Source organism: Solidesulfovibrio sp. C21 (assembly GCF_047785625.1).
Taxonomy (GTDB): Bacteria; Desulfobacterota; Desulfovibrionia; order Desulfovibrionales; family Desulfovibrionaceae; genus Solidesulfovibrio.
Genome location: NZ_JBLODY010000001.1, coordinates 103127 through 124814 on the forward strand (window position 1 = coordinate 103127; position 21688 = coordinate 124814).

Annotated in this window: 16 protein-coding genes; 7 read left to right on the forward strand and 9 right to left on the reverse strand. The window is 61.9% G+C overall.

Going from position 1 to position 21688, the window contains the following annotated elements:
* Nucleotides 1-21: 21 nt before the first annotated feature.
* Nucleotides 22-570: a 4Fe-4S dicluster domain-containing protein gene (locus ACMZ6R_RS00445; protein WP_416108663.1), complete on the reverse strand. Its 549-nt coding sequence runs from the start codon at nucleotides 568-570 to the stop codon at nucleotides 22-24.
* A 548-nt stretch (nucleotides 571-1118) separates the two neighbouring features.
* On the opposite strand from ACMZ6R_RS00445, the gene ACMZ6R_RS00450 reads away from it, so the two are divergent.
* From ACMZ6R_RS00450 to ACMZ6R_RS00460, 3 genes are read left to right on the forward strand one after another with little or no spacing between them, the layout of a single operon-like run.
* Nucleotides 1119-2261 (forward strand): iron-containing alcohol dehydrogenase, encoded by a 1143-nt coding sequence (locus ACMZ6R_RS00450; protein WP_416108665.1) that lies wholly within the window; start codon nucleotides 1119-1121, stop codon nucleotides 2259-2261.
* Nucleotides 2261-3472, forward strand: a complete 1212-nt coding sequence (locus ACMZ6R_RS00455; protein WP_416108666.1) for an ATP-binding protein — start codon at nucleotides 2261-2263, stop codon at nucleotides 3470-3472. Before ACMZ6R_RS00450 ends, ACMZ6R_RS00455 begins: the two co-directional genes overlap by 1 nt.
* An 11-nt stretch (nucleotides 3473-3483) precedes the next feature.
* A complete protein-coding gene (locus tag ACMZ6R_RS00460; protein ID WP_416108668.1) occupies nucleotides 3484-4833 on the forward strand; it encodes a sigma-54-dependent transcriptional regulator in 1350 nt (449 codons plus the stop codon).
* A 751-nt stretch (nucleotides 4834-5584) separates the two neighbouring features.
* Here the strand turns inward: ACMZ6R_RS00460 and ACMZ6R_RS00465 are convergent.
* The 3 genes from ACMZ6R_RS00465 to ACMZ6R_RS00475 all read right to left on the reverse strand — a co-directional run bounded on the left by ACMZ6R_RS00465 (nucleotide 5585) and on the right by ACMZ6R_RS00475 (nucleotide 9965).
* A complete protein-coding gene (locus ACMZ6R_RS00465) occupies nucleotides 5585-6574 on the reverse strand; it encodes a SphA family protein (RefSeq protein WP_416108669.1) in 990 nt (329 codons plus the stop codon).
* 22 nt (nucleotides 6575-6596) lie between these two features.
* The gene (locus ACMZ6R_RS00470; RefSeq protein ID WP_416108671.1) at nucleotides 6597-8258 is read right to left on the reverse strand and encodes an MFS transporter; all 1662 of its coding nucleotides are present in this window, start codon (nucleotides 8256-8258) and stop codon (nucleotides 6597-6599) included.
* A 93-nt stretch (nucleotides 8259-8351) separates the two neighbouring features.
* Nucleotides 8352-9965 (reverse strand): amidohydrolase, encoded by a 1614-nt coding sequence (locus ACMZ6R_RS00475; protein WP_416108673.1) that lies wholly within the window; start codon nucleotides 9963-9965, stop codon nucleotides 8352-8354.
* Nucleotides 9966-10915: 950 nt separating this feature from the next.
* On the opposite strand from ACMZ6R_RS00475, the gene ACMZ6R_RS00480 reads away from it, so the two are divergent.
* On the forward strand, nucleotides 10916-11716 hold the full coding sequence (locus ACMZ6R_RS00480) for a L,D-transpeptidase family protein (protein WP_416108674.1): 801 nt from the start codon (nucleotides 10916-10918) through the stop codon (nucleotides 11714-11716).
* Between the two features lie 75 nt (nucleotides 11717-11791).
* On the opposite strand, the gene hisC is transcribed toward ACMZ6R_RS00480, so the two are convergent.
* Both hisC and ACMZ6R_RS00490 read right to left on the reverse strand, forming a co-directional pair.
* Entirely contained in the window at nucleotides 11792-12952 is a 1161-nt protein-coding gene (gene hisC / locus ACMZ6R_RS00485; RefSeq protein ID WP_416108675.1) for a histidinol-phosphate transaminase, read from the reverse strand.
* The gene (locus tag ACMZ6R_RS00490; RefSeq protein WP_416108676.1) at nucleotides 12936-14252 is read right to left on the reverse strand and encodes a hypothetical protein; all 1317 of its coding nucleotides are present in this window, start codon (nucleotides 14250-14252) and stop codon (nucleotides 12936-12938) included. Before ACMZ6R_RS00490 ends, hisC begins: the two co-directional genes overlap by 17 nt.
* A 274-nt stretch (nucleotides 14253-14526) precedes the next feature.
* Between ACMZ6R_RS00490 and ACMZ6R_RS00495 the strand changes: the two genes are divergently transcribed.
* Genes ACMZ6R_RS00495 through ACMZ6R_RS00505 form a run of 3 tightly spaced genes read left to right on the forward strand, consistent with a single transcriptional unit; the run spans nucleotide 14527 to nucleotide 17947 of the window.
* Entirely contained in the window at nucleotides 14527-15999 is a 1473-nt protein-coding gene (locus tag ACMZ6R_RS00495; RefSeq protein ID WP_416108677.1) for a hypothetical protein, read from the forward strand.
* Between the two features lie 2 nt (nucleotides 16000-16001).
* Nucleotides 16002-16805, forward strand: coding sequence for a ThiF family adenylyltransferase (locus ACMZ6R_RS00500; protein WP_416108679.1), 804 nt, complete (start codon nucleotides 16002-16004; stop codon nucleotides 16803-16805).
* Nucleotides 16806-16861: 56 nt separating this feature from the next.
* Entirely contained in the window at nucleotides 16862-17947 is a 1086-nt protein-coding gene (locus ACMZ6R_RS00505; protein WP_416108680.1) for a GNAT family N-acetyltransferase, read from the forward strand.
* 146 nt (nucleotides 17948-18093) lie between these two features.
* Here the strand turns inward: ACMZ6R_RS00505 and ACMZ6R_RS00510 are convergent, their stop codons facing one another.
* From ACMZ6R_RS00510 to ACMZ6R_RS00520, 3 genes are all read right to left on the reverse strand, one after another.
* Entirely contained in the window at nucleotides 18094-19365 is a 1272-nt protein-coding gene (locus tag ACMZ6R_RS00510; protein WP_416108682.1) for an Hsp70 family protein, read from the reverse strand.
* Between the two features lie 410 nt (nucleotides 19366-19775).
* The gene (locus ACMZ6R_RS00515) at nucleotides 19776-20453 is read right to left on the reverse strand and encodes a response regulator (RefSeq protein ID WP_416108684.1); all 678 of its coding nucleotides are present in this window, start codon (nucleotides 20451-20453) and stop codon (nucleotides 19776-19778) included.
* A complete protein-coding gene (locus tag ACMZ6R_RS00520; protein WP_416108686.1) occupies nucleotides 20438-21622 on the reverse strand; it encodes a sensor histidine kinase in 1185 nt (394 codons plus the stop codon). Before ACMZ6R_RS00520 ends, ACMZ6R_RS00515 begins: the two co-directional genes overlap by 16 nt.
* Nucleotides 21623-21688 lie beyond the last annotated feature (66 nt).

A 21688-nucleotide genomic window follows, 5' to 3' on the forward strand; every position in this document is an offset into this window, starting at 1 on the left:
GAGGCTCCTGCTGGGTAGTGTTCAACGCAGATCGACAAAGGTCAGGGCGTCGGCCGGGCAGTATTTGACGCATTGCGGATCGCCGCCGCACAAGTCGCACTTGGTGAAGATGTTTTTTTCCTTGTTCTCCACGATCATATCCCAGGGACAGGCGGCCATGCATTCGCCGCAGCCCGTGCACTTCTCGGGATCGATGACCCGGGCCCCGGTTTTGGGGTCCAGGGTCAGGGCATCGTAGCCGCAGGCCAGGTAACAGTCGGCCATGTTGCACTGGCGGCAGACGTCGGCCATGACGACCAGCTTGGACAGCCTCTTGGTCGGATCGTAGTCCGTGTGGATGCGGCTTAAGGCCGGCTGGCACACGCCGTCATGACCCAGGGAGCAGACGATCTCGCAGGTGCGGCAGCCCACGCATTGGGTGGGGTTTGTGGTCAGCCAGGCCTTGGAGTTGGGGAGTTGGTCCGGTGTGATGCCGCGATTGTAATGTTTCGGATTGAAGTTTTTCGGCGCGGCCAGGACGTTGACGGCAACCGATCCGGCAACGACCTGCAACCCCAGAACCTTGAGCAATTTTCTGCGGCTTATGCCGCCTTCCTGCGGTGGCGTTGTTTCCGTGGCTGCGTCTGTTTGCGTCTCGCAACATGCTGTCTCTGGCGACGGGCGCTGCAATAACTTGAAGATGTTCCTCCGCACGATGGCCTCCTGTGGCGTTTAGGCGTGTCGCATGCGTTTGTTGCATTGCCAAAAGCAAAAAGGAGGCCAGGAATAGGGCTTTTTCCGCCCTGACGGACCGTGGCCGGCGCGGCGCGGGAGGAGCCCCGCATGATCATTGGTTATTTTTAGCATGTGAAAAGAGACGGAAATGCGCCGACGGCAGTGGCGGTCACGGCAGAAAGGAAGATGCGTGTAAATCGGGTCACACTGACCCGAATGACCAAATCGGAGCGGGTCAATGTGATATGATTGCCCGGCATTGACAGAAATGGGGTGAACAACTAGGCAAGATAAAAAGGATTCTCAAACGAGCGTCCGACGTCGTCGCTGCCTGGCTGCAGGCCGTCCGCGGCGACGGACGGGCAGGCGCGGAGAGCCGCTTCAAGACCGGGAGCGCGATAACCATGGCCATTCACAAGTTCACCATTCCGGAAATCATTTTCGGCCGCGGCAGCTTCGACTATGCCGGCGTGTGCGCCAAACAGCTCGGGGCCTCGAAAATTTTCGTCGTGTCCGATCCGGGGGTGGAGGCGGCCGGCTGGGTGGACAGGCTTATGGATATCCTCAAGCGCGAGGGCCTGGAGTCCGTCTATTGTAACGACGTAGCCCAAAATCCCAAGGACCATCAGGTCAAAAAGGGAGTGGCGCTGTACCGCCAAAGCGGCGCGGATGTGGTTCTGGCCCTGGGCGGGGGCAGCGTCATGGACGCGGCCAAGGGCATCGCCCTGGTGGCCAGCAACGGCGGGGAAATCAAGGACTACGAGGGGGCCAACCAGGTCAAGGATCCCCTGCCGCCCATGGTCTTCATCCCCTCGACCATGGGCAGCGAATCCAACATTTCCCAGTTCGCGGTGGTCACCGACGTGGCGCGGCGCATCAAGATGACCATCATCAGCCGGACCCTGGTCCCCAATATCTCCATCACCGATCCGAACCTGCTCGGCACGCTGAGCCGCGAACTGCTCCTGGCCCCCCTGTTCGACGCCCTGGCCCATGCGGTGGAGTCCTACCTGTCGCCCCTGGCCAATCCTCTGACCGAGGTGCAAAGCTTAAAGGGGCTCGACCTGCTCTGGCGTCACAGCCGGCCGGCCCTGGCGACCCTGTCCCTCGATGAGTTGGAGCAACTGACCGTGGCCGGACTTTCCTCCGGCATCGCCTTCACCAACGCCAGCGTGGGGCTGGGACACGCCCTGGCCCATGCCCTTGGCGGCATGTACGACGTGGTGCACGGCGTTTCCCACGCCCTGCTCCTGCCGAGCGTCATGCGGTACAATCAGCCGGAATGCGAAGCGAAGATGGCCGTGATCGGGCGCATCCTCCTCGGCGAGCGCCTGGAGAGCGACGCGGCCACGGCCGAGGCCGGCATAGCGGCCCTGGAGCGGTTCCGCGAGGAAATCGGCCTGCCGACCCGGCTGCGCGAGGTTCTGCCCGACAACACCATGCTGCCCAAGATGAGCCGCAACGCCGCCAAGGACATCTGCCTGCTCACCAATCCCCGGCCGGCCGCCTGGAAGGACATCCTCAACATCTATTATGGAGCATGGTGATGACGCGCAACGCCAAGCTCGCGGACATCAGCGGCATCGAAACCGTCAAGCTGGGCTTTTTCAAGGAGGTCCAGCGCAAGATCCGCGAGCTCGAGGCCTCCAACCAGGAACTGGAACAGAAGCGCCGGGACATTCAAACCATCCTGGACGGCATTCCCGACGTCATGGCCGTGATTTCCCAGGATAAAAAGGTACTGTCAGTCAACAAGTCCTTTGACGACACCTATCCGGGGCTCGCGCCGGCAGGCCTGACCTGCCACAAGATCTTCAAGGGCCAGGATGCGCCCTGCTCGCCGTGCTCCATCGATCTGGCCATGGAAAGCCCGACCCGGGTTTCGCGCAGCTTGCAGATTTTAAACCGCAACGGCGAAAACCGGCAAATCGAGTGCACGGCCTCGGTGATGTGCGGCAGCGAAAACAAGCCGGACCGGATATTGCTGCTGCAGCGCGACGTCACCCTGGAAAAGCAGTTTCAGGCCAAGTATTTCCTGGCCGAGCGCATGGCCACGGTGGGCGTTTTGGCCGAAGGCGTGGCCCACGAAATAAACAACCCGCTGACCAGCATCAGCGGGTTCGCCGAGACCTTGGTCCTGCGGCTGGAGTCGCTGGAGGCCTTGATCCCCGAAAGCGAGAACGCCTCGGCCATCATCGAGGACGCGCACGAGTTCCTGGACACCATTCTCAAGGAATGCAGCCGGTGCTCGGACATCGTGCAAAACCTCCTGACCTTCGGCCACCGCGAGATCAAGCGGCTCACGACCGTCAACCTCAATGACGTCGTGGCCAATTGCCTCAAGCTGCTCGGCCCCAGGCTCAGTCGGCTGTCCAGGGATATCATCACCCTGGAGATGGGCGGGGAGGACGAACCCATGGTGCTCGGCCATCCGGGGGAGCTCATGCAGGTCATGCTCAATCTCGTGGGCAATGCCCTGTATGCCGTGCGGACATCGGGCACGATCAGGATCAGGACCGGGGTCAAGGACAACCTCGTGATTCTCGAAGTGGCCGACACCGGCGACGGCATCCCGCCGGAGCTTATCAACAAGCTCTTCGAACCGTTTTTCACCACCAAGCCTCCGGGCCAGGGCATCGGCATCGGCCTGTCCACCTGTTACAACATCATCAGGAAGCACGGCGGGGAGATCAGTGTGGAAAGCAAACCGGGAAAGGGCGCACTCTTCGAGATCATTCTGCCCTACCTGTCGCAATAGGTCCGTAACGCGTGTACAAGACCGGCGCCATCAATCTCCTGGTGGTCGATGACGAACCCTCCATCCGTCGTCTGGCCCAAAAGGCCCTGGCCGCGCCCGACCGGGTGGTGACCACGGCCGACTCGGCCGAAAAAGCCATACGTCTGGCCCTCGAACAGGACTTCGACGTCGTCCTCCTGGACATCCGCCTGCCCGACAGCAACGGCCTTGGCCTGCTCGAACGGTTCCGGGAGCGCCTGCCCGGTGTGGAAGTGATCATGATCACCGCCTACGCCGAGGTGGCGAGCGCGGTCGAGGCCATGAAGATGGGGGCCTACGACTACATCACCAAGCCGTTTTCCCTGGAACGGATCAAGTTGGTGATCGAGAAGGCCTACCAGCGTTCCGTGCTGCAACGGGAAAACCGGATTTTGCGCCGGACGGGGACGCAAAGGCCCGACTGCAAGCTCGTTGGCCATTCCCTGGCCATCAAACAGATCCTGTTTCTCGTCAGCAAGGTGGCGCCGACCCGGACGCCGGTCCTCATCACCGGCGAATCCGGCGTGGGCAAGGATGTGGTGGCCCACAACATCCACAACCAGAGCGCCTGCGCGGACAGGCCGCTGGTCATCAAGAACTGCGGCACCTTCAACAAGGAGCTGTTGCGCAGCGAGCTCTTCGGCTACCGCAAGGGGGCTTTCACGGGGGCGACCGAATCCCGGGAGGGCCTGCTGGCCCTGGCCAACAACGGAACGCTTTTCCTGGACGAGATCGGCGAGCTGTCCCTGGAACTCCAGTCCATGCTGCTGCGTCTTTTGGAGTCCCAGACCTACCGGCGGGTGGGCGAGACCGAAGAGCGCAAGGTCAACATCCGTTTTCTCTTCGCCACCAACCGCGACTTGGCCACGGAGGTGGAGGCCGGGCGCTTCCACGAGGCCCTCTTCCACCGGCTGAACATCTTTTGCATCGATGTCCCGCCGCTGCGCGAGAGGAAAGAGGATATTCCGAGCCTCATAGCCCATTTTCTCGGCCACATTTATCCCGACCGACCGCCCTACAAGATCACGCCCACGGCCGAAGCCTGCTTTCAGTCCTACGACTGGCCGGGCAACGTCCGCGAACTGCGAAACGTCATCGAGCGGGCCATCATTTTATCCGAGAACGACTTGATCACCCCGGGCAACCTGCCCCAGGACATCGTCAGGTCCTTTGACGGGTCAGCGGCGGAGGGGATCTTCCCGACCCTGGAGCAAAGCGAACGCCAGCTCATCATGCGCGTGCTCAACCATGTGAAATCAAACCGGACCGTGGCCGCCAAGATGCTCGGTATCGGCCGCAAGACACTGTATCGCAAGATGTGCAAGTTCAAGCTGCCGCAATAGGTTCTGCTGGATGGGGAGAATTCCCGAATATGCCGGTTGGAGGCCACAGGAACATCCACGCCGTGGCGAGCGAACCTCTTCATGAAGTCGCATATTACCGGCGGAACCGCCAAGGGCGGTGAGTACTTTGAGGAATTTCTCTTGCTGCTCTTGCGAAGCCATGTCCCGTGTCTTTCTTCGTCAGAAATGATGCAAGCCAACGGCCACGGCAGGGTCTTGCGGGTGGAGTCTGCACACCTGAAATCCTGTGATAGATGCTGACCAAACACGAAGTTCGTCAATCCGAAGGGACATGGGCAGCGGGGAACAATCGGAAGCAGGGGCCACACTTGCCCTGCCCTACCCTCTGCGATAAAATTCTACCACTGCCTGCTGAAAATCTGGTTCTCCAAGGCTGGATAACCGTCCAGTTGGCGAACCTCTGGATAATCGCCAGGGGACGGCCCTGGGTTATTTTAGCCGGAAACGTTATCCACCTACAAAAATTATTTAATTATTTCAAAATATACACGTCGTCTTTGCCCGGTTGGGAGCAGGATGCCGGCTGTTCAAATCTCCTCGCCCCGACTATATTTCAAGGGCTGCGAGTCAGTCGCAGGCCCTTTTTTCGTGAAAAATTTTTCGGGGTACAATCTGAGGGCCAAAAGTGAGACCGTCGGTTCCGGACCGCCGCGCAGAATCGGTGAGGACGCCGGATCATGGCCCAACCGTTTGGCCGGATTCTGTCTGTCGACATCCTCACGTCCGACGCTTAGAACGCCACGATAAGCGAACCATAAGCCGTCTCGCCCAGAAAACTCTTCGTGGCGGCCAGGCCGTGAAGCCATTTGGCCTCGAACGTGAAAACCATGCTCCCAAGAGGCACCGTGCAGGAGATGGCGGGGCCGATCCCCGTGCCCGAGGAGAAAAAACCGCCCATGGTCGCTCCCGAACCCGAATCCGGCGTAGTTTGGGCGAACAGATACCCCACCGCGCCAAAAGCCAGCGCGTCATTGACGTGATAGGCCAGGGTCCAGTCCATATGGATCTGGTTCCCGGACAAATAGTGGGTGGCCATGTTCTCGGTATTGATCATGTACCCGGTGTTGAACGACAATTCGTATTGCTTGTTATGCAGCCAGGTGAACGCGACGTTACCGTCGAAACTGAAGTAATTCATCCCAAGGTCGGTGAGCGCGTTTTTGTCGTAATAGCCGGTCGGCAAAAAGACCATGGGCATGACGGTCAAATGGCATTCGCCGAATTTCCAGTTTGCGATAACCGGCATGAGGAAGATGTCGGAAAGGCCCCCCCGGTCTCCGCCACCGTTAAAATCCAGATGACGTTCGGACGCATGGCCGGTCCTGCGGGACCTCGAGTTGTAGTCCACGGCCACGTCGCCGGTGACATGCTCGTTGACGATGAAAGGCAGGCCCGCGCCAAGGCCGAGATAGCCGCCAATGGCCGGGGCTTCAAACATGGCGGTGAGGGTGGTGATGTTCATCTCCATGGTCTGGTCGATCCCCGCATAGACGCGGCCGCCCTTGAGCGCACCGTCCATGTGGGCGGCCATGTAGACCGTGTCGTTGCGCACGGAAAAACCAGGCCCCGGAACATCGGCCATGAGAAAGTCCCCGTAGGCCCCCTGCATATAATGGCTGGCCCCGCTTTCGGCGGACAGCGCGTCGCGGGAAAGGCAAAGGAGGAAAAGAAGCGGCAGGACGCCGATGCAAACCCGTGCCTGCCGCGATAGCTTGCGCATGACGTTTTCCTTGACGGTTTCGTCAGTCCCGCATGTCCTTGAGCTTACGGCTGGTCAGGCTCATCGCCGGGAAGAGAAACAACGCGCCGCCGACGGCGAGAAGCAACAGGGACGCGCGCACCGAAAAAATGCGCCCTTTGTTGTAATCCTCGACGATCGGCTCGATATATTGTTCCTCGATGTTCCTTTTTTTCAAGAAAGCCCGGACATCGCCATCCACCACGAAGGCCATGCTGTCGACCATGCGGGAGAGGTCGTCCACCGACGGGGGAAACGACCTGTTCTTCAGGATCTCCGTCCTCGTGAACGTCGTCAGCCCGACCACGAGCACAAGTCCCGCCAGGGCCAACCCTATGGCCTGGCCGACGTTGCGCGCCGCCCCTTGGGCGCCCGAGGATTGGCCGGCCAGTTGTTTATCGTGGAAGGCCTCCTCGATGGCCGTAGCGACGGCGCAGGGCGATTCCGCCGTGACCATGCCGGAGCCGACGCCCAGGAACAACGATCCGACGTACAGCCAGAATGAATAGCCGTCCGGTCCGATGGCCATGACGATGAGGACCGTGGACGCAACGCTCAGTGCTATGCCCACGATGCTGATTCCCCTCAGGGAAAAGTTTTGGCCGAACTTCGGGGTACAGAGGGAGCCCGCGATCATGCCCACAGAGACGACGGCGAAAACGACACCCGAGATGACGGCGTTATACTTCAGAACGATCTGCAGATAGAGCACCAAAACGAACGCGGCGCCCATGGCGAGGTAATAATAGAAGCCGGTCATGAAGAGGCCTGCCCGGACGCCGGGAGTCGTCAAAAGCGCGCAGCGCAAAAGGACGGCATCTTTTCCGTAGGTTCGCTCCCGCATGTTTTCGCGACGCATGAAAGCAAACAAGACGGCGAACCCCGCCAGTACGAAGAACAGGCATGGGGAAAGTTTGTAAATGGAGAACGGCGCCTGGGTGTTCGCAAAAAACACGCCCCAGGTGCTGGCCTTCGCCAAGGCGAGCAATATTGTCGTCAGGCCGACAAAGAGCAGCATGAATCCCGCGAAATCGAACCTGGCCGGGAAGCCGGAAACCGCGGCGCGCGGCGCGAAAAAATAAAAACCGAGAAGACAGAGGAAAAAGATCGCCGCCAGAACAACAAACCCGGCCTGCCAACTCAGGTACATGACGACGAACCCGCTGCCGATCGGCGCCAATGCGGCGCTGAGCGCCACGGAGGCGCTTATCAGGGCGAACGAGGTCGCCATCTGGGCGCGGCTGAAATTATCGGTGATGTACCCGAGAACCGCCGGGACACACAGCCCCGCGCCGACTCCGATCAACGTGCGGGCAACGTAGTTGAAAAAGACGATACTCGTGCTGACGCTCGCGAGCCCCTCGGCCAGGACCACAATGGCCAGCCCGACGACCAGGAGCTTTCTCCAGCCGAATGCGCCGCCCAGGATGCCCGCGGCGACCATGACCGGGGCGCTGATCAGCGGATAGATGAGGTTGGCTATCTGCAAATCGGCCACATTCGCGTGCAGGCTTTTGGCTATGGCGGACATGGCGTTTGTGAGCAGTACGTTGTCCGCCACGAGCCCGATCTGCGTCAAGGCCAGAAAAGCCATCAGAACGCCCCATGACCCTTTCGCGCCCCCTGGTCTCTGCTCGGACATTGTCCCTACCTCATGTGCATTCAAGTTTTTTCCGCCGTCATAGGCCTCTTCCCAACGAGATCAGGAGGGCGTGCAGGCGTCGGCAGGCGATCCGTCGTCCTGCAACGCCTGCACCTTCTAACCATTTTTCTTCAAGCTGGAGTCAAATGCCTTGCGGCCGCTGATATAGGTTGCCAGCACCTTGGGGTTGTTTTTGGAAAGCTCCGACGCCGGCACCGCGTACAAGTCCCTCTCATAGACCACCATATCGGCTTTTTTGCCGGGATCCAGGGCGCCGCAATCGTTTCTTCCCGTGGTGGCGGCGCTGCCCTGGGTCAGGCCGGCGATGACATCTTGCATGGAAAGCGGCGTACGGGACGCCCCGCCGCCGATCATGGCGATGTTCATGATCTTGGTGGGCGCGCTCAACTCCAGGGGAGAGACGCCGAAATCGGTGCTCATGCCCACCGACACGCCCGCATCGATCATTTCCTTGACGGGATAGGACGCATTGTTCGCGTCGCCGTAATACCGCTCCAACCCCGCCTCGGCCTGCCAGAATCCCGGCTGCATGGTCGCGACGACCTTGCCCTTGAAGGTGGTGATGCGCTTGATCTGGTCGGGACGCGGGAAGGCGAGATGAATGAGGGTGTGCACGCACTTCAGGCCGCCGGTTTTGGCCGCAGCGGCGGCCAGGGCGTCCAGGGTCGCGTCCAGGGCCTGGTCGCCCTGGATATGATAGTGACAGTTGAGTCCCAACTCCTCCAGCCGGGCTATGATGCGGTTGATATTCTGGGATTTGCCCATGGAATCGTCGGCGGCGACCGTGTGCAACCCGTGATCGCCCTTGGCGTTTTCCCAGGTGGTCCACGCCTGTCCCGCCGTATAGGCGCCGTCGATGAAGAGCTTGTTTCCTATGAAACGCACAAGGTCCGTGTCCTTCCCCCGCTCCTCGAGCCCTCCGTCGAGATCGTCCAGCCCGAAGAAGGTATAGTTGTAATTCACGCGCAGCGGCAGAATACCTTTTCGTTCCATCTCCCTGCACATGTCCGCATGGTTGACGCGGCCGATGGGGGCGCCCATGAGGTCCACGATGGCCGTATAGCCCATGGAGGCCCAGGCGTTCATGAATTGAAGGGTTCCGGGGAGGATGATCCCTTCGTTAAAAAGCGGGAGAAGCGGGTTCCCAGCCAGGGTCATGGCCTCTTCGCGCAACATGCCCGTGGGCTTGCCGTCCTCAACGACAACCTTCCCACCGGAGGGAACCGGCGTGGCGGCGGTGATGCCCGCCTTGGCCATGGCCGCGGAATTGACCAGCATGTTATGGCCAAGATCGTCGACGATCAGGACGATGCGATCGCCGGTTACGGCGTCGATCCTGGCCAGGTCAGCCAGGGACCACGCGTCGTAGTCCGTCACCGTGAAGGCGCCGCCGAAAAAGGGCGCGTCGCCCGGATGGCTGGCCATGGCCACGGCCACGGCCTGGGCGATCTTCTCCGGCGTATCCTTGCCGCGCAGGTCCGCTCCGCTAAACATGAGGCCCGATTCGACCAGGTGGACATGGCTATCGCAAAATCCGGGATATGCGGCGGCACCGGCAAGATCGACAACCTCGGCGTCTTTGTGTTCGGACGGATTGACGTTGACGGCCGCGACCAAGCCGTCCTTCACAAGCAGGTTGTCCACGAGACTCGCGGCGTTCTGATAGATGTGCCCATTGACGAAAAGCTTCGGCATTGTCTGAGCATTCATAAGAAGCCTCCTGAGGTTTATTGTATCAAGGTAATTTTCTGAATTTATCGCATCACCAGCTATTTATTTTCTTTTTTCAATAATAATCCACGCCAAGTGGCCATTCACCTTCTCAAGGAAGGCGTTTTAAGCCAACTTTCTTGCCAACAAGCATGAACATAACGAAAGAAATAGTATTGTCTGGCAAGTATATTTCCCGTGAAATACACCTCATGATAGGCGAGTTCCATGAACACCGATGCAGCGCCCCTCATCCCGGCACGCGCCTTGCTCAGATCAATTCATATCCTGGCCATCAACAATCATCGATTGTTTCCATTCTAGCACCTCTCACAGTTTAGCGCCAGATCATTCTCCGCACCAGCTTGAACTTTATTCGGAAAGTGCTGCATCCATCAAATGACGCTCCCCAAAAAATGGAAGAGAATTGGAGTTGGTTACGGCAGCGCGTTTTCCCGGCGCCGTCTTCACCTATCCCGCCTTGGGTTTCTGGCTCTGGATCGCAGCGCGGAATCGGGGGAGCCGCAGACGACTGGCCGAACCGCTTCGCCGGAGAGGGGGGACAACACAAGCTTTCACATGGCCCTGGGAGGAAGGGCTGGCGCAAGAAAGAAGAAGGGAGTGTCCCGAAAACTGTGGAAACGTCCCTGGTTGAGGGGGCTACAGAGAGAGTCTTTGCGCCGTTCCTGAAAAAGATCGAAAGCCGGGCCATGAGCTCCTGCCAGTTCCGCGTTCCAAGCGTCCGGCGCTTCGCGGCTTCGCCACCACCGGGGCGGGAAAACCGCCCAAACGGCTCAGCTCTGGAGAACCGCCAGGAGTCGCCCGGCCGACTCATTTCTGAACAATCACGACCGAATAGCCCCCCACGCCCTTCCCGGCTTGGAAATATCAGGCTAAGACAGAGCGGTCGTCGGATGACGCAACCATGACTGCCAGGGAGAGCGCAAGACATGAGACACTATACGACGTTGTCACTCCTGATCGTCCTTGTCATGGGCCTGGGGCTGGGGTGCCAGGCCGCCAAAAAACCGAAGGCGCAAATCGATCCAGCCCTGGTGCGGACTTCGCCTCTGGCAGGGTCCAGCCAACTTGTGCTGGTGGTGGCCGGGAACTGGAACACGGACCATGCCCGGCTGCGCCGTTTCGAGCGTTCCGGGCCCAAGGGGACCTGGCACCCTGTTGGCGATGAAGTGCCCGTGAGTTTGGGGCGAAACGGCCTGGCCTGGGGCAGAGGCCTGCATGGCGAACGGCTCTCAGCGGCTCCGGTCAAGGCGGAAGGGGACGGGCGTGCGCCTGCAGGCGTTTTCAGTTTGCCGCGCGCCTTTATCGGCCCGTCCGAGTCCGCCGGAGCATCGCCCAGGTTCCCCGTGTACCAGGTCACCACGCAAACCGTTTGCGTGGATACCGTCGCATCCAAGTATTACAATCAAATGTTCGAGGAGAACACGGCAACCAAGGACTGGGGCAGTGAGGAGCGGATGTTGCGGCCGGACGGCCTGTATCGTTTCGGACTGTTCGTGGATCACAATGCCCCGAACGCCCGGCCAGGGGCCGGTTCGTGCATTTTCATGCACTTGTGGCGGGGTCCTGGCGCGCCCACGGCGGGCTGCACGGCCATGGCCGAACCGAGCCTGCGTGCTATGTTAGGCTGGCTCGACGCTTCGAAAAAACCGGTGTTGGTGCAATTGCCGCGCGAGGAATTGGTCCGGCTGGCTCCTGTCTGGGGCGCGCCTGAACTTGCCGCCAATTAAGATGGCACGGGAGGCAAAAAACCGTCAGGCCTGTCCCAGAGACACTCCTGCCGGTTTTGTACCCCGCTTGTTTCGCTAGCGAACGCGCCAAATGCGTCCCTTGTGGGACGGGATCACGTCCGGGCGTTCATGCGTGCTCAGGACCTTGGGCAGGGCCTTGGCGAAGGCTTCCATAGCCTGCTCCCGGCCCAGGGTGACGCGAATCCAGTTTGGGCAGCGAAAGCCGGTCATGGTGCGCACCATCACGCCCTCGCGCATGAGCTTGCGGTAGAGCATGGTGTCGGAGATCGGCGTGCGGACCATGATGAAGTTGCCGGCTTGGCTCACGTATTCCAGCCCCATGGCGTCAAACAGGTCGCGGAGAAAGCACCTGGCTTCGTCCACCATGCGCCGGGTGGCGGCAAGGTGCCCGGCGTCGTCGGCCAAGGCCGCCATGGCCGCGATCTGGCCCAGGATGTTCACCGAATAGGCGATGTGGGTGCGCCGCACGATATCCACCGCCTCCAGGGAGCCGCACAGGTAGCCGATCCGAAAACCGGCCAGGCCGTACATCTTGGAGAAGGTGCGAAAGACCAGGACGTTGGCGTGGCGCTCCATGACCTCCATGCCGTCGGGAAAATCCGGATCGTCCAGGAACTCGCGGTAGGCCTCGTCGAGCACCACCAGGGCCCGGCCGTCGAGGGCGGTCAGAAAGCGTTCAAGGGTGGCCCGGTTCCACCAGGACCCGGTGGGATTGTTGGGATTGCACACGAAGAGGACCTTGGTGCGCTCCGTGACGGCCGCCAGCATGGCTGCGGCTGACAGGGCCCGACCCGCCAGGGGAACCAGCCGGGTTTCGATTCCGGAAAATTGCGCCACCCACTCGTAGACGGCAAAGGTCTTGTCGGCGGTCACAATGGCGTCGCCAGGCCCGCAGAAGGCCCGGATGACGGAGCTGATGACCTCGCAGGAGCCGTTGCCGACCAGGAACCGGTCCGGGGATTTGCCGAAACGGGCGGCCAGGGCCTGGCGCAGGTCATAGGCGTCGCCGCTGGGGTAGATGGCGCCCAGCTCGGGCCGGAAGGCGGCAATGGCCTCTTGGGCCAAGGGCGGCGGCCCCAGGGCGTTTTCGTTGTTGTTGAGCCGGAAAAGGTGCTCCACGCCGAACTGGCGCATGAGCACCGGATCGGGCCGGCTGGGAACGTAGCGCTCGAAAGACCGGACATAGTCCGGCACGAGATCAAGCAAGCCGCGCATACTGCCAGATGACCTTGTCAGCCTGCCCGCCCTGGGGAAGGACGGCCATCGGCGCGAAGCCGGCCTCGATCAGGTCGCCGGCCAGGGCCGCTTCCCAGGGAACGGCAAGATCCATGGAATAGAGGATGGCGCCGATGCCTTTGCGGCGAAAGGCCGCCACATGAGCCGCCAAATTCGCCGTGAGGTCCTCGCCGTCGAGAAACGGCTCCAACTCGGCGAATTTGCGAACCTGGTCATAAGTGGCGCCGAGCAGGGATTCCCGTCGGGACCGGCCGGTCGGCACCTCCACGGGCAGGATGTCCCGGGGCAAGGCCAGTCGGTCATACGTCTGGCGCAGGAATTCCTCCAGCTGCGGCGCGCACCAGACCGCCAGGCCGTTATCCTCGCGCAGATGGCGAAACACCACCGGGTGGGATTCCAAACGACCGTCCGTCATGGACTGGAGAGCCCCCAGGGGCTCGAAAGAGGCCTGGGGGAGATCGGCGGTGGCCCGAAAACTGAGCACGATGCTGTGCGGCCCTCGGGCCACGGCCGACAGGAAGCCGTCGACCAGAAGCCGGGCCACGCCGGCCGTCATTTCCGGTGGGGTAAACACAAAGGGACCGGAAAAATACAGGGCCTGCCCGCTGCACGGGCTCCAGGGCAACAGGCCGGCGATTTGCCCCGTGGCGTCGCAGGCCAGGATGCAAGCCACTTGGCCCTCGGCCACCATGTCGGGAAACTTGCCGGGCGTCCGGAAGCTGCTTGGGCACTGCCAGGGAGGATAGGCGGAGATGGCCAGGGTGGCGGCGTGGGTGAGCTGCGCCGGGCTGGGATCCGGGTGGATGGCGAAGGGCGCGCGCAAGCCCTCGGGAAGGCGGACCGGCGCGACCGGCGGATACGATCTGTCCACAGTGGCTTCGAGGAGGAACCGATCCGCGCCCTGATGCTTGAGATGGAAACGATCCGCGGCCTTGCCGGCCAAAAGCAGGCCGATATCCCCGGCTAACGCGTCGTCGGTCGTGCAAAGCGAGGCGCGGGATGTGATGTTCAGCGCGCCCAGGGAAAGGTTGCCCGCCTGGAAGGCAAACGAGGCGCACAACTGGTGCCGTTTGCCGGTGAGGCCAAGGGCGAGGGGCCGGCTGCCCTCGGCGAGGCCGGCGAGGCACAGGCAGAATTCCTCGACAGTCAACTGGAAGCGGTAGCGTTCCCTCTGGCCGAAGCCCGCGCGTTCCGCCAGAACGTTGGCCAGCCCGGCCACGGGACAGGCAAAAACGGTTTCCGCCGGAATCTCCAGCGACACGCTGACGTCCTCGGACATAGGGAACTCCCGGCAACAGGCTTGATGGACCTTGGTCGCTTCCTGGCAAAGGAGGATAGCGGATTCCCGTCCGCGCGGCAAACCGGCCATGCCGGCCGGCAGCGGTTTACGCTCGACGTCATCCCGCCCATGGCATACGAAAAACACATCCTCGCACTTCAGGATGGGACACAGCAACATGCCCGCGCAATCGGGGAACCACAGGGCACGGAGAGCGGCACCCGCATGGTCCAGGCCGTTTCCATGGTCTTACCGAAACCGAAACGAGGTCGCCATGCGTTTGCCATCGCATCCCGCACTTCAATACCGCTGGGCGGTGCGTGACAGTCGGGACGGGAAGGTCCTGGTCTATTACGGCCTGCGCAATCCGCCCCACCATCAGGAAACGGTCCTGCCCGTGCCGGCTGCCCTGGCCGAGGCCTTGGCCGGGCTTGACGGCGCGACGTCCCTGGACAGCCTGCCGGCGGCCGTACGCGAAAGCGAGACCTTCAGCCGACTGGTCGCGGAGGGGATCGTGGTGGACAAGCAGGACCGGCGGCAGCCGTCCACGGCCGATCACAAGCGGACCTGCACCCGATGCGTGGCCGACGACCATCTGCTGCCGGGGCTGGAGTTCGATGCCCGGGGGGTGTGCGCCTTCTGCCAGTGCTACGAGCGGGCCGAACAAACGGGAGGTTCCGCCGGGCCGCGCAATGCCGTGGACGAGGCCGCCTTGCTGTCGATCGCCAAGGCCAACAAGGACTCCCGCTTCGACGTCATGGTCCTTTGCACCGGCGGCAAGGATTCCACCTTTCTGCTGTGGTATCTGGCGAAACAACTCGGGCTGCGCGTCCTGGCCGCGTCCTGGAACATGCCCTATACCAACGACACCTGCCGCGGGAATATCCGCCGGGCCCTCGAACTGCTGCCGGATGTCGAACTGGTGGAACGGACCCTGCCGATAAACGCCGTCCGGGACGCCATGCGCGCCCAGTTCGGCCAGGTGGGAGCGCCGTGCCTCTGCCCGACCGTGGCCCATGTCCTTTTCTTTCCGCTCGCCGCCTCGGAACGGATCCCGGTGGTCATGCAGGGGGTCGAGGAAGTCCAGCTCGCGGTCATGAGCCATGTCATGCGCAGCCTGCAATCCGGCAAGGGACCGGCCCGGCCGGCGCCCCTGTCCATCCGCGAGCAGACCCTCCAATTCCTGGGGATGGCGGCCCGCGCGCCCGAACCGCCCGATCCCTTTTCCCTCATGGCGGACTACATCCGCTACCAGCGGTCCATCCGAAGCGGTCTGAACCCGATCTACGGACCTCTCGATCGCCTCCTTGCGCGGGCCAGGAAGGACGAATCCGTTTTTGTGCCGCAATTCCTCCGCCTAAAGACGAATGCGCTCTACGGCTCCTGGAAGGAGGTCGCGACGTTGATGCACAAGGAAATGGACTGGAAGATGCCCCCGGGCCAGAAGGGGTTGCTGCACACCAGCTGCCGCATCGAAAAAGTCAAGGACTACTGCCAGTACATGCGCTTTCGCAACATGCGCTCCACCTCCTTCCCACAGTCCATCGTGGAAGTGGGCGCGGGGGTCTTCTTCGGGCTGCTCTCCCGCGAAGAGGCCCTGCGGGAAGTGGAGGAACTCGGCTACCACCGTGAGCCGGAAGTCATGGCCGAGTTGCTCGGCGATCTGCGCCTGAGCGACGCCGATCGCCACAGCCACGGCGAAACCGTCTACTCCCTGTGCGACGGCGCGTCGGGATGCCGGGGGTGAGCATGGCCGAGGCATTCCTGAACCGGGCGGTGCCCATCTTTACCGAGGAAGGTCTGGCGGTCCTGCGGGGCAAGGTTGTCGCCCTGGCCGGGCTTGGCGGCGTGGGCGGCGGCGCGTTCCTGGCCCTGGTCCGCTGCGGGGTGACGCGTTTCCGGCTGGCGGAAAACGGCGTTTTCGACCCGCCGGACATGAACCGGCAGGCCGGGGCCTTGGGCCAGACCATGGGGCGCCCGAAGCTCGACGTGTATGTGGAGTTGGCCCGGTCCATCAATCCGGCCCTGGAGCTCGAATGCTTCCCGGAGGGTGTCACCGGCGGCAATCTCGAAGGGTTTCTGGCCGGGGCCGACGTGTACGTCGGCGTTATCGATGTGGAGAAAGGCCACGATATCAAGGCCATGACTCCTGCCCTGCTTGAAAAATACGACCTCCCCATGTTCACCTGCGGGGCCATCGGCTTCGGCACCCTGCTGGTGGCCCACGAGCCGGGCGGCATGATGCCGGAGGCATTCTGGCGGCTGGTGCAGGAGCGGTCCGACGGCAACCAGGGTTTGCTGCCGTCGCTTTTCGGGGACTTCTTCAACCGTCCGGTCATGGACCGCATTGCCGGGGGCGGCGCGTCCGGCATCCTGCCCACCACGGCCATCGGCGCTCTGGCGGCGAACACGCTGCTCGCCTGCGAAGTCCTGACCTGCCTGCTTCGGGGAACCGGCCTGGTGGACCGTGAACCGGTCTTTGCCCCGCGATTCACCGTGGTGGATTTCCTCAACCAGAAACTGGTGGTGGGCGATGCGAGCCTTGGGGCGTGACCTTCGCTTCCGCTCCAGCCGAGGAAACGGGGCCCCGGGAGCCTGAGGAGATGCGCATGGGACGCGAGGAATTGATCGGAAAACTCCGGGAGTCGCACCGGGTGATCGAGCCCGGCCAGGATGTCGCGATAGAGCTTTTTCGTCCCGAGGACGCCCTGGGCGTCGCCCTGGCCTATTATGCGACATACGGCGATACCTTTCCGCTGGAGCATGTCTACGACCCAAAGGAGATCATCCGCCGCAATGCCACGGACGACCAATACACCGTGGTCGCCCGGACGCCGCGTGGGGAGGTGGTCGGGCTGTTCGGACTGTTTCGCCACGCGCCCAATCCCGGCGTATACGAAGCCGGACAACTCATGGTCCTCAAAAGCTATCGAAAAAGGGGCCTCAGCACGGAATTCAGCCTGGTGGCCCACGACAAACTACCCAAGCAGCTGCGAATCCCCGTGGTCTTCCTTGAGGCCGTGAGCAACCATACGGTTTCCCAACGTATCGTTCTGCCCAGGGGCTTGGCATTTACCGGACTCGAGGTCGAATGCATGTCGTCCGGCGTCCAGGCCAAGGAGAACGACGGGGCTCGCGACATCTCGCTGTTGTTGATGTTCAAGGTGTTCGAAAAGACCTCCCGCGACGTGCATGCGCCCGAGCCATACCGGACGTTTTGCGAGACGATGTATGCGGAACTGGCGCTCCCCCGAGTGTTTTCTTCTGCGGCGGCGCTCTCGGGAGATACCCTGGCGAGCCCTTTCTTCATCCAGAAGACCGGCCTCATGCGCCTGACCGTAACCCGGGCCGGCAGGGATTTTGGCGCTGTTGTTTCCGCGGCCGAAGCCAAGGCCGGACCACAAGGCGTGCTCCAGATATTCCTGAACCTTGGCGACGCGGCAGCCCCTCCAGCCGTGGAGTTGCTGCTGGCCAGGGGGTATTTTCTGGCCGGTTTGCTGCCGTACTGGTTCGGCGCGGATGGCCTGCTCCTGCAGAAGGTCGGCCGGGAACCGGACTGGGACGCCATCCAGGGCGCTGACCAGAGGGCGGCCGCCCTCCGCGACATGGTCCGCGAGGAGTTCGAACGCGCCAGGCGCGGGGAAACAGGCCTGCCGGATCCGGCGGAAGACCGTGACGGGCTCCCGGGCGGCTAAGCTCCGGAGAATCGCCTGGGGCCTGGGCTGGGGCATTTTAGCCGGAAAAGGTTCTCCTTCGTGAGCCTGCCCTCTTCCGCTTGCCCGGGCCGATGCCGTTTCCTGGCCGCCACGGCCGGGGGAACGTCCCGATATGCCCCCCTCTTTTATCTCCCGAATTTGATCCCCGCATCAATCGTAAGCCCCATCCCGACACTCCCGAACCTGTTGCCCTCGACCATGCGCACAGAGGGAACAGCATCTCTGCACGCTTGTGCTATGAGCGGAATCGCCGTGCTTCCACCTGTCATGAAAAGCGTCTGTATCTTCGAAGAGGATACGCCGGCCCTTTTGAGACATTCCTTGATCTGGAAAACGATGCCGTCTTTTTCCTTCTCGATATCACCCTCGAACCTACTCCGGGAAACTGAGGCGTGAAGGCCATTCTCGACATAGTGCAACGAGACTGAGGCGGCATCCCTTTCCGAAAGCGCAATTTTGGCAGCCTCGACATCACCGGCCAGGCGATGGCCTTCCTGCTTCTGGATAATCCTGACCAGCCGATCCACCAGATCTTGCCGCTGTGCATGGTAGTGAATGTTTTTTACGCCTTGCAACGCTCTGTTGTTATACAAAAAGACTATTTTGTGCCATGTCGCCAGCTCGCGATAATAGGTTGGAGGCAGATCCAGTATCGCATCACCGGGGAAAAGGCTCCTTGTCCGCGTCCTGTAGCCGAACAACGGCATGACTTGCTCGAGACTCAGTTTCAAGTCCAAATCGGTCCCGCCGATATGCACGCCCGTGTTGGCGAGGATGTCTTGCTTCCTGTCCAGCTTGCCCCGCCTGTCCGGGGAAACGCGAACGATGGAAAAATCGGACGTGCCGCCACCGATATCGACAATCAACGCAAGCTCTTCCTTCGTGACCGATTGTTCATAATCCAGAGCCGCCGCTATTGGTTCATACTGAAAAAACACATGGCGGAAACCGGCCTTTCTTGTGATTTCCTCCAGATGCCCTTGCGCAAGCGCATCGGCCTGCTCGTCGGCGTCCACAAACCGAACAGGCCGCCCCATGACCACATTCTCGACAGCATGGCCCACAGTGGCTTCGGCCCTGCGCTTCAACTGTTCTATGAAACTGACGATAATATCTTTAAAGAGAATGTTTTCGTAGCCCACTTCCGTCGATTCGTTGATCAGCGAGCTGCCAAGGATACTCTTGAGGGATCGCAACAAACGCCCCTCACAACCATCCATATAAAACGCTATCGCCTCATTTCCGAACAGCACTGCATGCTCTTCGGTGTCAAAAAAAATGGCGCTCGGAATCGTTTGCCTCTTGCCTTCCAATTCCACAAGACAAGGAAGGCCGTCCTTTAAAAAACCAACAGCGGAATTTGATGTTCCGAAATCAATTCCAAGAGCCACCGACATAACATCTCCGTATTTCTCTGGCGCCAACAGATTGACCCAGGCACGAAACCCGGCGGAAAAAGCAAAAAGACCCCGTTGACACCGCGTCAACGCGACCCCTTCACGAAATTTGATTTGAAATTATTTCAGGGTGTTAAACTATGGCCACGGAATGTCGCGCACGCGCGCGCCCCCGGATCCGCGATGCCTGGGAACGGAACCGGGAACCGGCGCGATGCCCCGCCCCGTCCCGAAGTCCCCCCACCGGGATTTCGTTCCCGAAAAAAAGCCGGGGGACAAAAAGCGTTGGTTTCGTTGGCTGTTGTCGGAGCGGGGGAGCTACACTTCCGGGGACGGGCAGGTCAAGCGTTTTTTCCCAGAGGCTGCCCCCCCACTGCGACCGGACAGCCCCGCCAGCGCGGAGGGCAGGGTCATGCCGTGTCGTCACCCACTTCGATAAGGCCCATTTTGACGGCATAATGGACCAGCTCGGCCATATTGGAAAAGCCGAGCTTGCCGAAGATGTTCGAGCGGTGGTTTTCGACGGTCTTGCGGGAAATATAGAGATCCGCAGCAATGGCCGCGACGCCGCGCCCCTCGGCCAGCAGGCGCAGGATCTGCTGTTCACGGCGGGTCAGGGTGTCGTAGGCCGGATCGGCGGGCCGCGAGCGATGCGTGGCGTATTCGTCGAGCTTGAGGAGCACCTGGGGCACTATGGCCCCGTCGAGGTAGCGATCCCCCCGGGAAACGGCGTCCAGGCCGTGCAGCAAACTGACCGCGGCGGAATCCTTGAGGACATAGCCGAGCGCCCCCAGCCGCAGGCTCTCCGCCACCAGATCCAGGCGCGTGTGCATGCTGACCACGAGGATGCGCGGCGGCGCGGGCAGGGCGCGCAACCGCCGGATGACCTCGATGCCGTCGGCGTCGGGCAGGCCGATGTCCAGCACGACGATGTCCGGCGCCTGCGTCCTGGCCAGCTCCAACGCCTCCCCGGCCGTGCCGGCTTCGCCAAGGACGGTGTAGGCCGATTGCCCGGCGATCAGCGAGCGCAGCCCCTCCCGAAAGAGCGGATGGTCATCGACCAGGAGAATCTTCAGGGCATCGGACATGGGCCTTGTCCCTCCACGGGGACTTCCACCTTGATGCGCACCCCCTTGCCGGGACGCGCGCGCAGCGTGAACCGTCCGCCGAGCAGCCGGATACGTTCGCCCATGCTCCAAAGCCCCATGTGCTTTTCCGCCAAGGCCTGGGGAAGGCGCGTCTCCGGATCGAACCCCTGGCCGTCGTCGCTTATCTGGAGCAGGCAGTGGGGATACGAGGCGACCAAGCGCACGGAAATGTTCGAACAGCGGCCATGACGGCAGGCGTTGGCCAATCCTTCCTGCAACACGCGGTAGAGATTGATGCTCGTTTCAAAGGGCATATGGAGCGCTTCCATCCCGTCGGCGGAAAAGGCGATGGCCACCCCGTGCCGGGCGGAGAGCTCCTGGCACAAGCGGCAGGCGGTTTCGGCCAGGCCGAGCTGGGTCAAGGCCGGCGGCAGCAGGTTGTAGGCCAGATCACGCAAGGCCATGATGGCCGTTCCCAGGCGAGTGGAACACTCCTGGACCTTTTCCCTGACGCACCGCGCCCCATCCTGATCGGAAGCCCCGAGCAGGGGCAGCAGCCCCTCCAGATGCATGCGGGTCACGGACAGGGTCTGGCCCACATCGTCGTGCAGTTCGCGGGCAATGCGCTGCCGCTCGTGTTCCTGCGCCTTGAGGAGTTCCTGGGACAACCGCCGCAGCCGCTCCTCGTTTTCGCGCGCCTCGATGATTCTCCCGAGGTGGTCGGCGACCGCATCGAGCAGATGGCGTTCCTCGCGCAGGAAAGGCCCCTCGTCGCAGGGCGGCCGCTTGCCCTGATAGCCCACCTCGATGTGGCCGACGGCTTCCCCATGCACCCGGATCGGACTCGACTGCTTCGCCACGGGCCGCCGCGCCGCGGGCGTCGCAAAGCCGCGGCCGCCGATCGTCAGCTTCACACTGGCGATTTCGGGATACTGCCAGGCCCGGGCCACGATGCCGCCCACGCCGGACAGGATGTCGTCAAGGGCCAGGTCGTGGCGCTGCGAAAGCCGCGTGATTTCGTAAAGGCAGTCCAATTCCTTGACGCGCTCGCGCAGGGCCGCCGTGACCTCCTCGGGTGCGGACTCCGGTCCGGCCGTTGTCCGGCGTTGTTCCCCGGCGGCCACGGCGGCCCCGGCGGCAAGGGCACGTTGCCTTTCGGTCTTCTCCATAGGTCGTTCCGAATCGAATGCGTCCCTGTCGGGAACAGGCCGGACCGGCGTTTTCCCCGGTCCGGC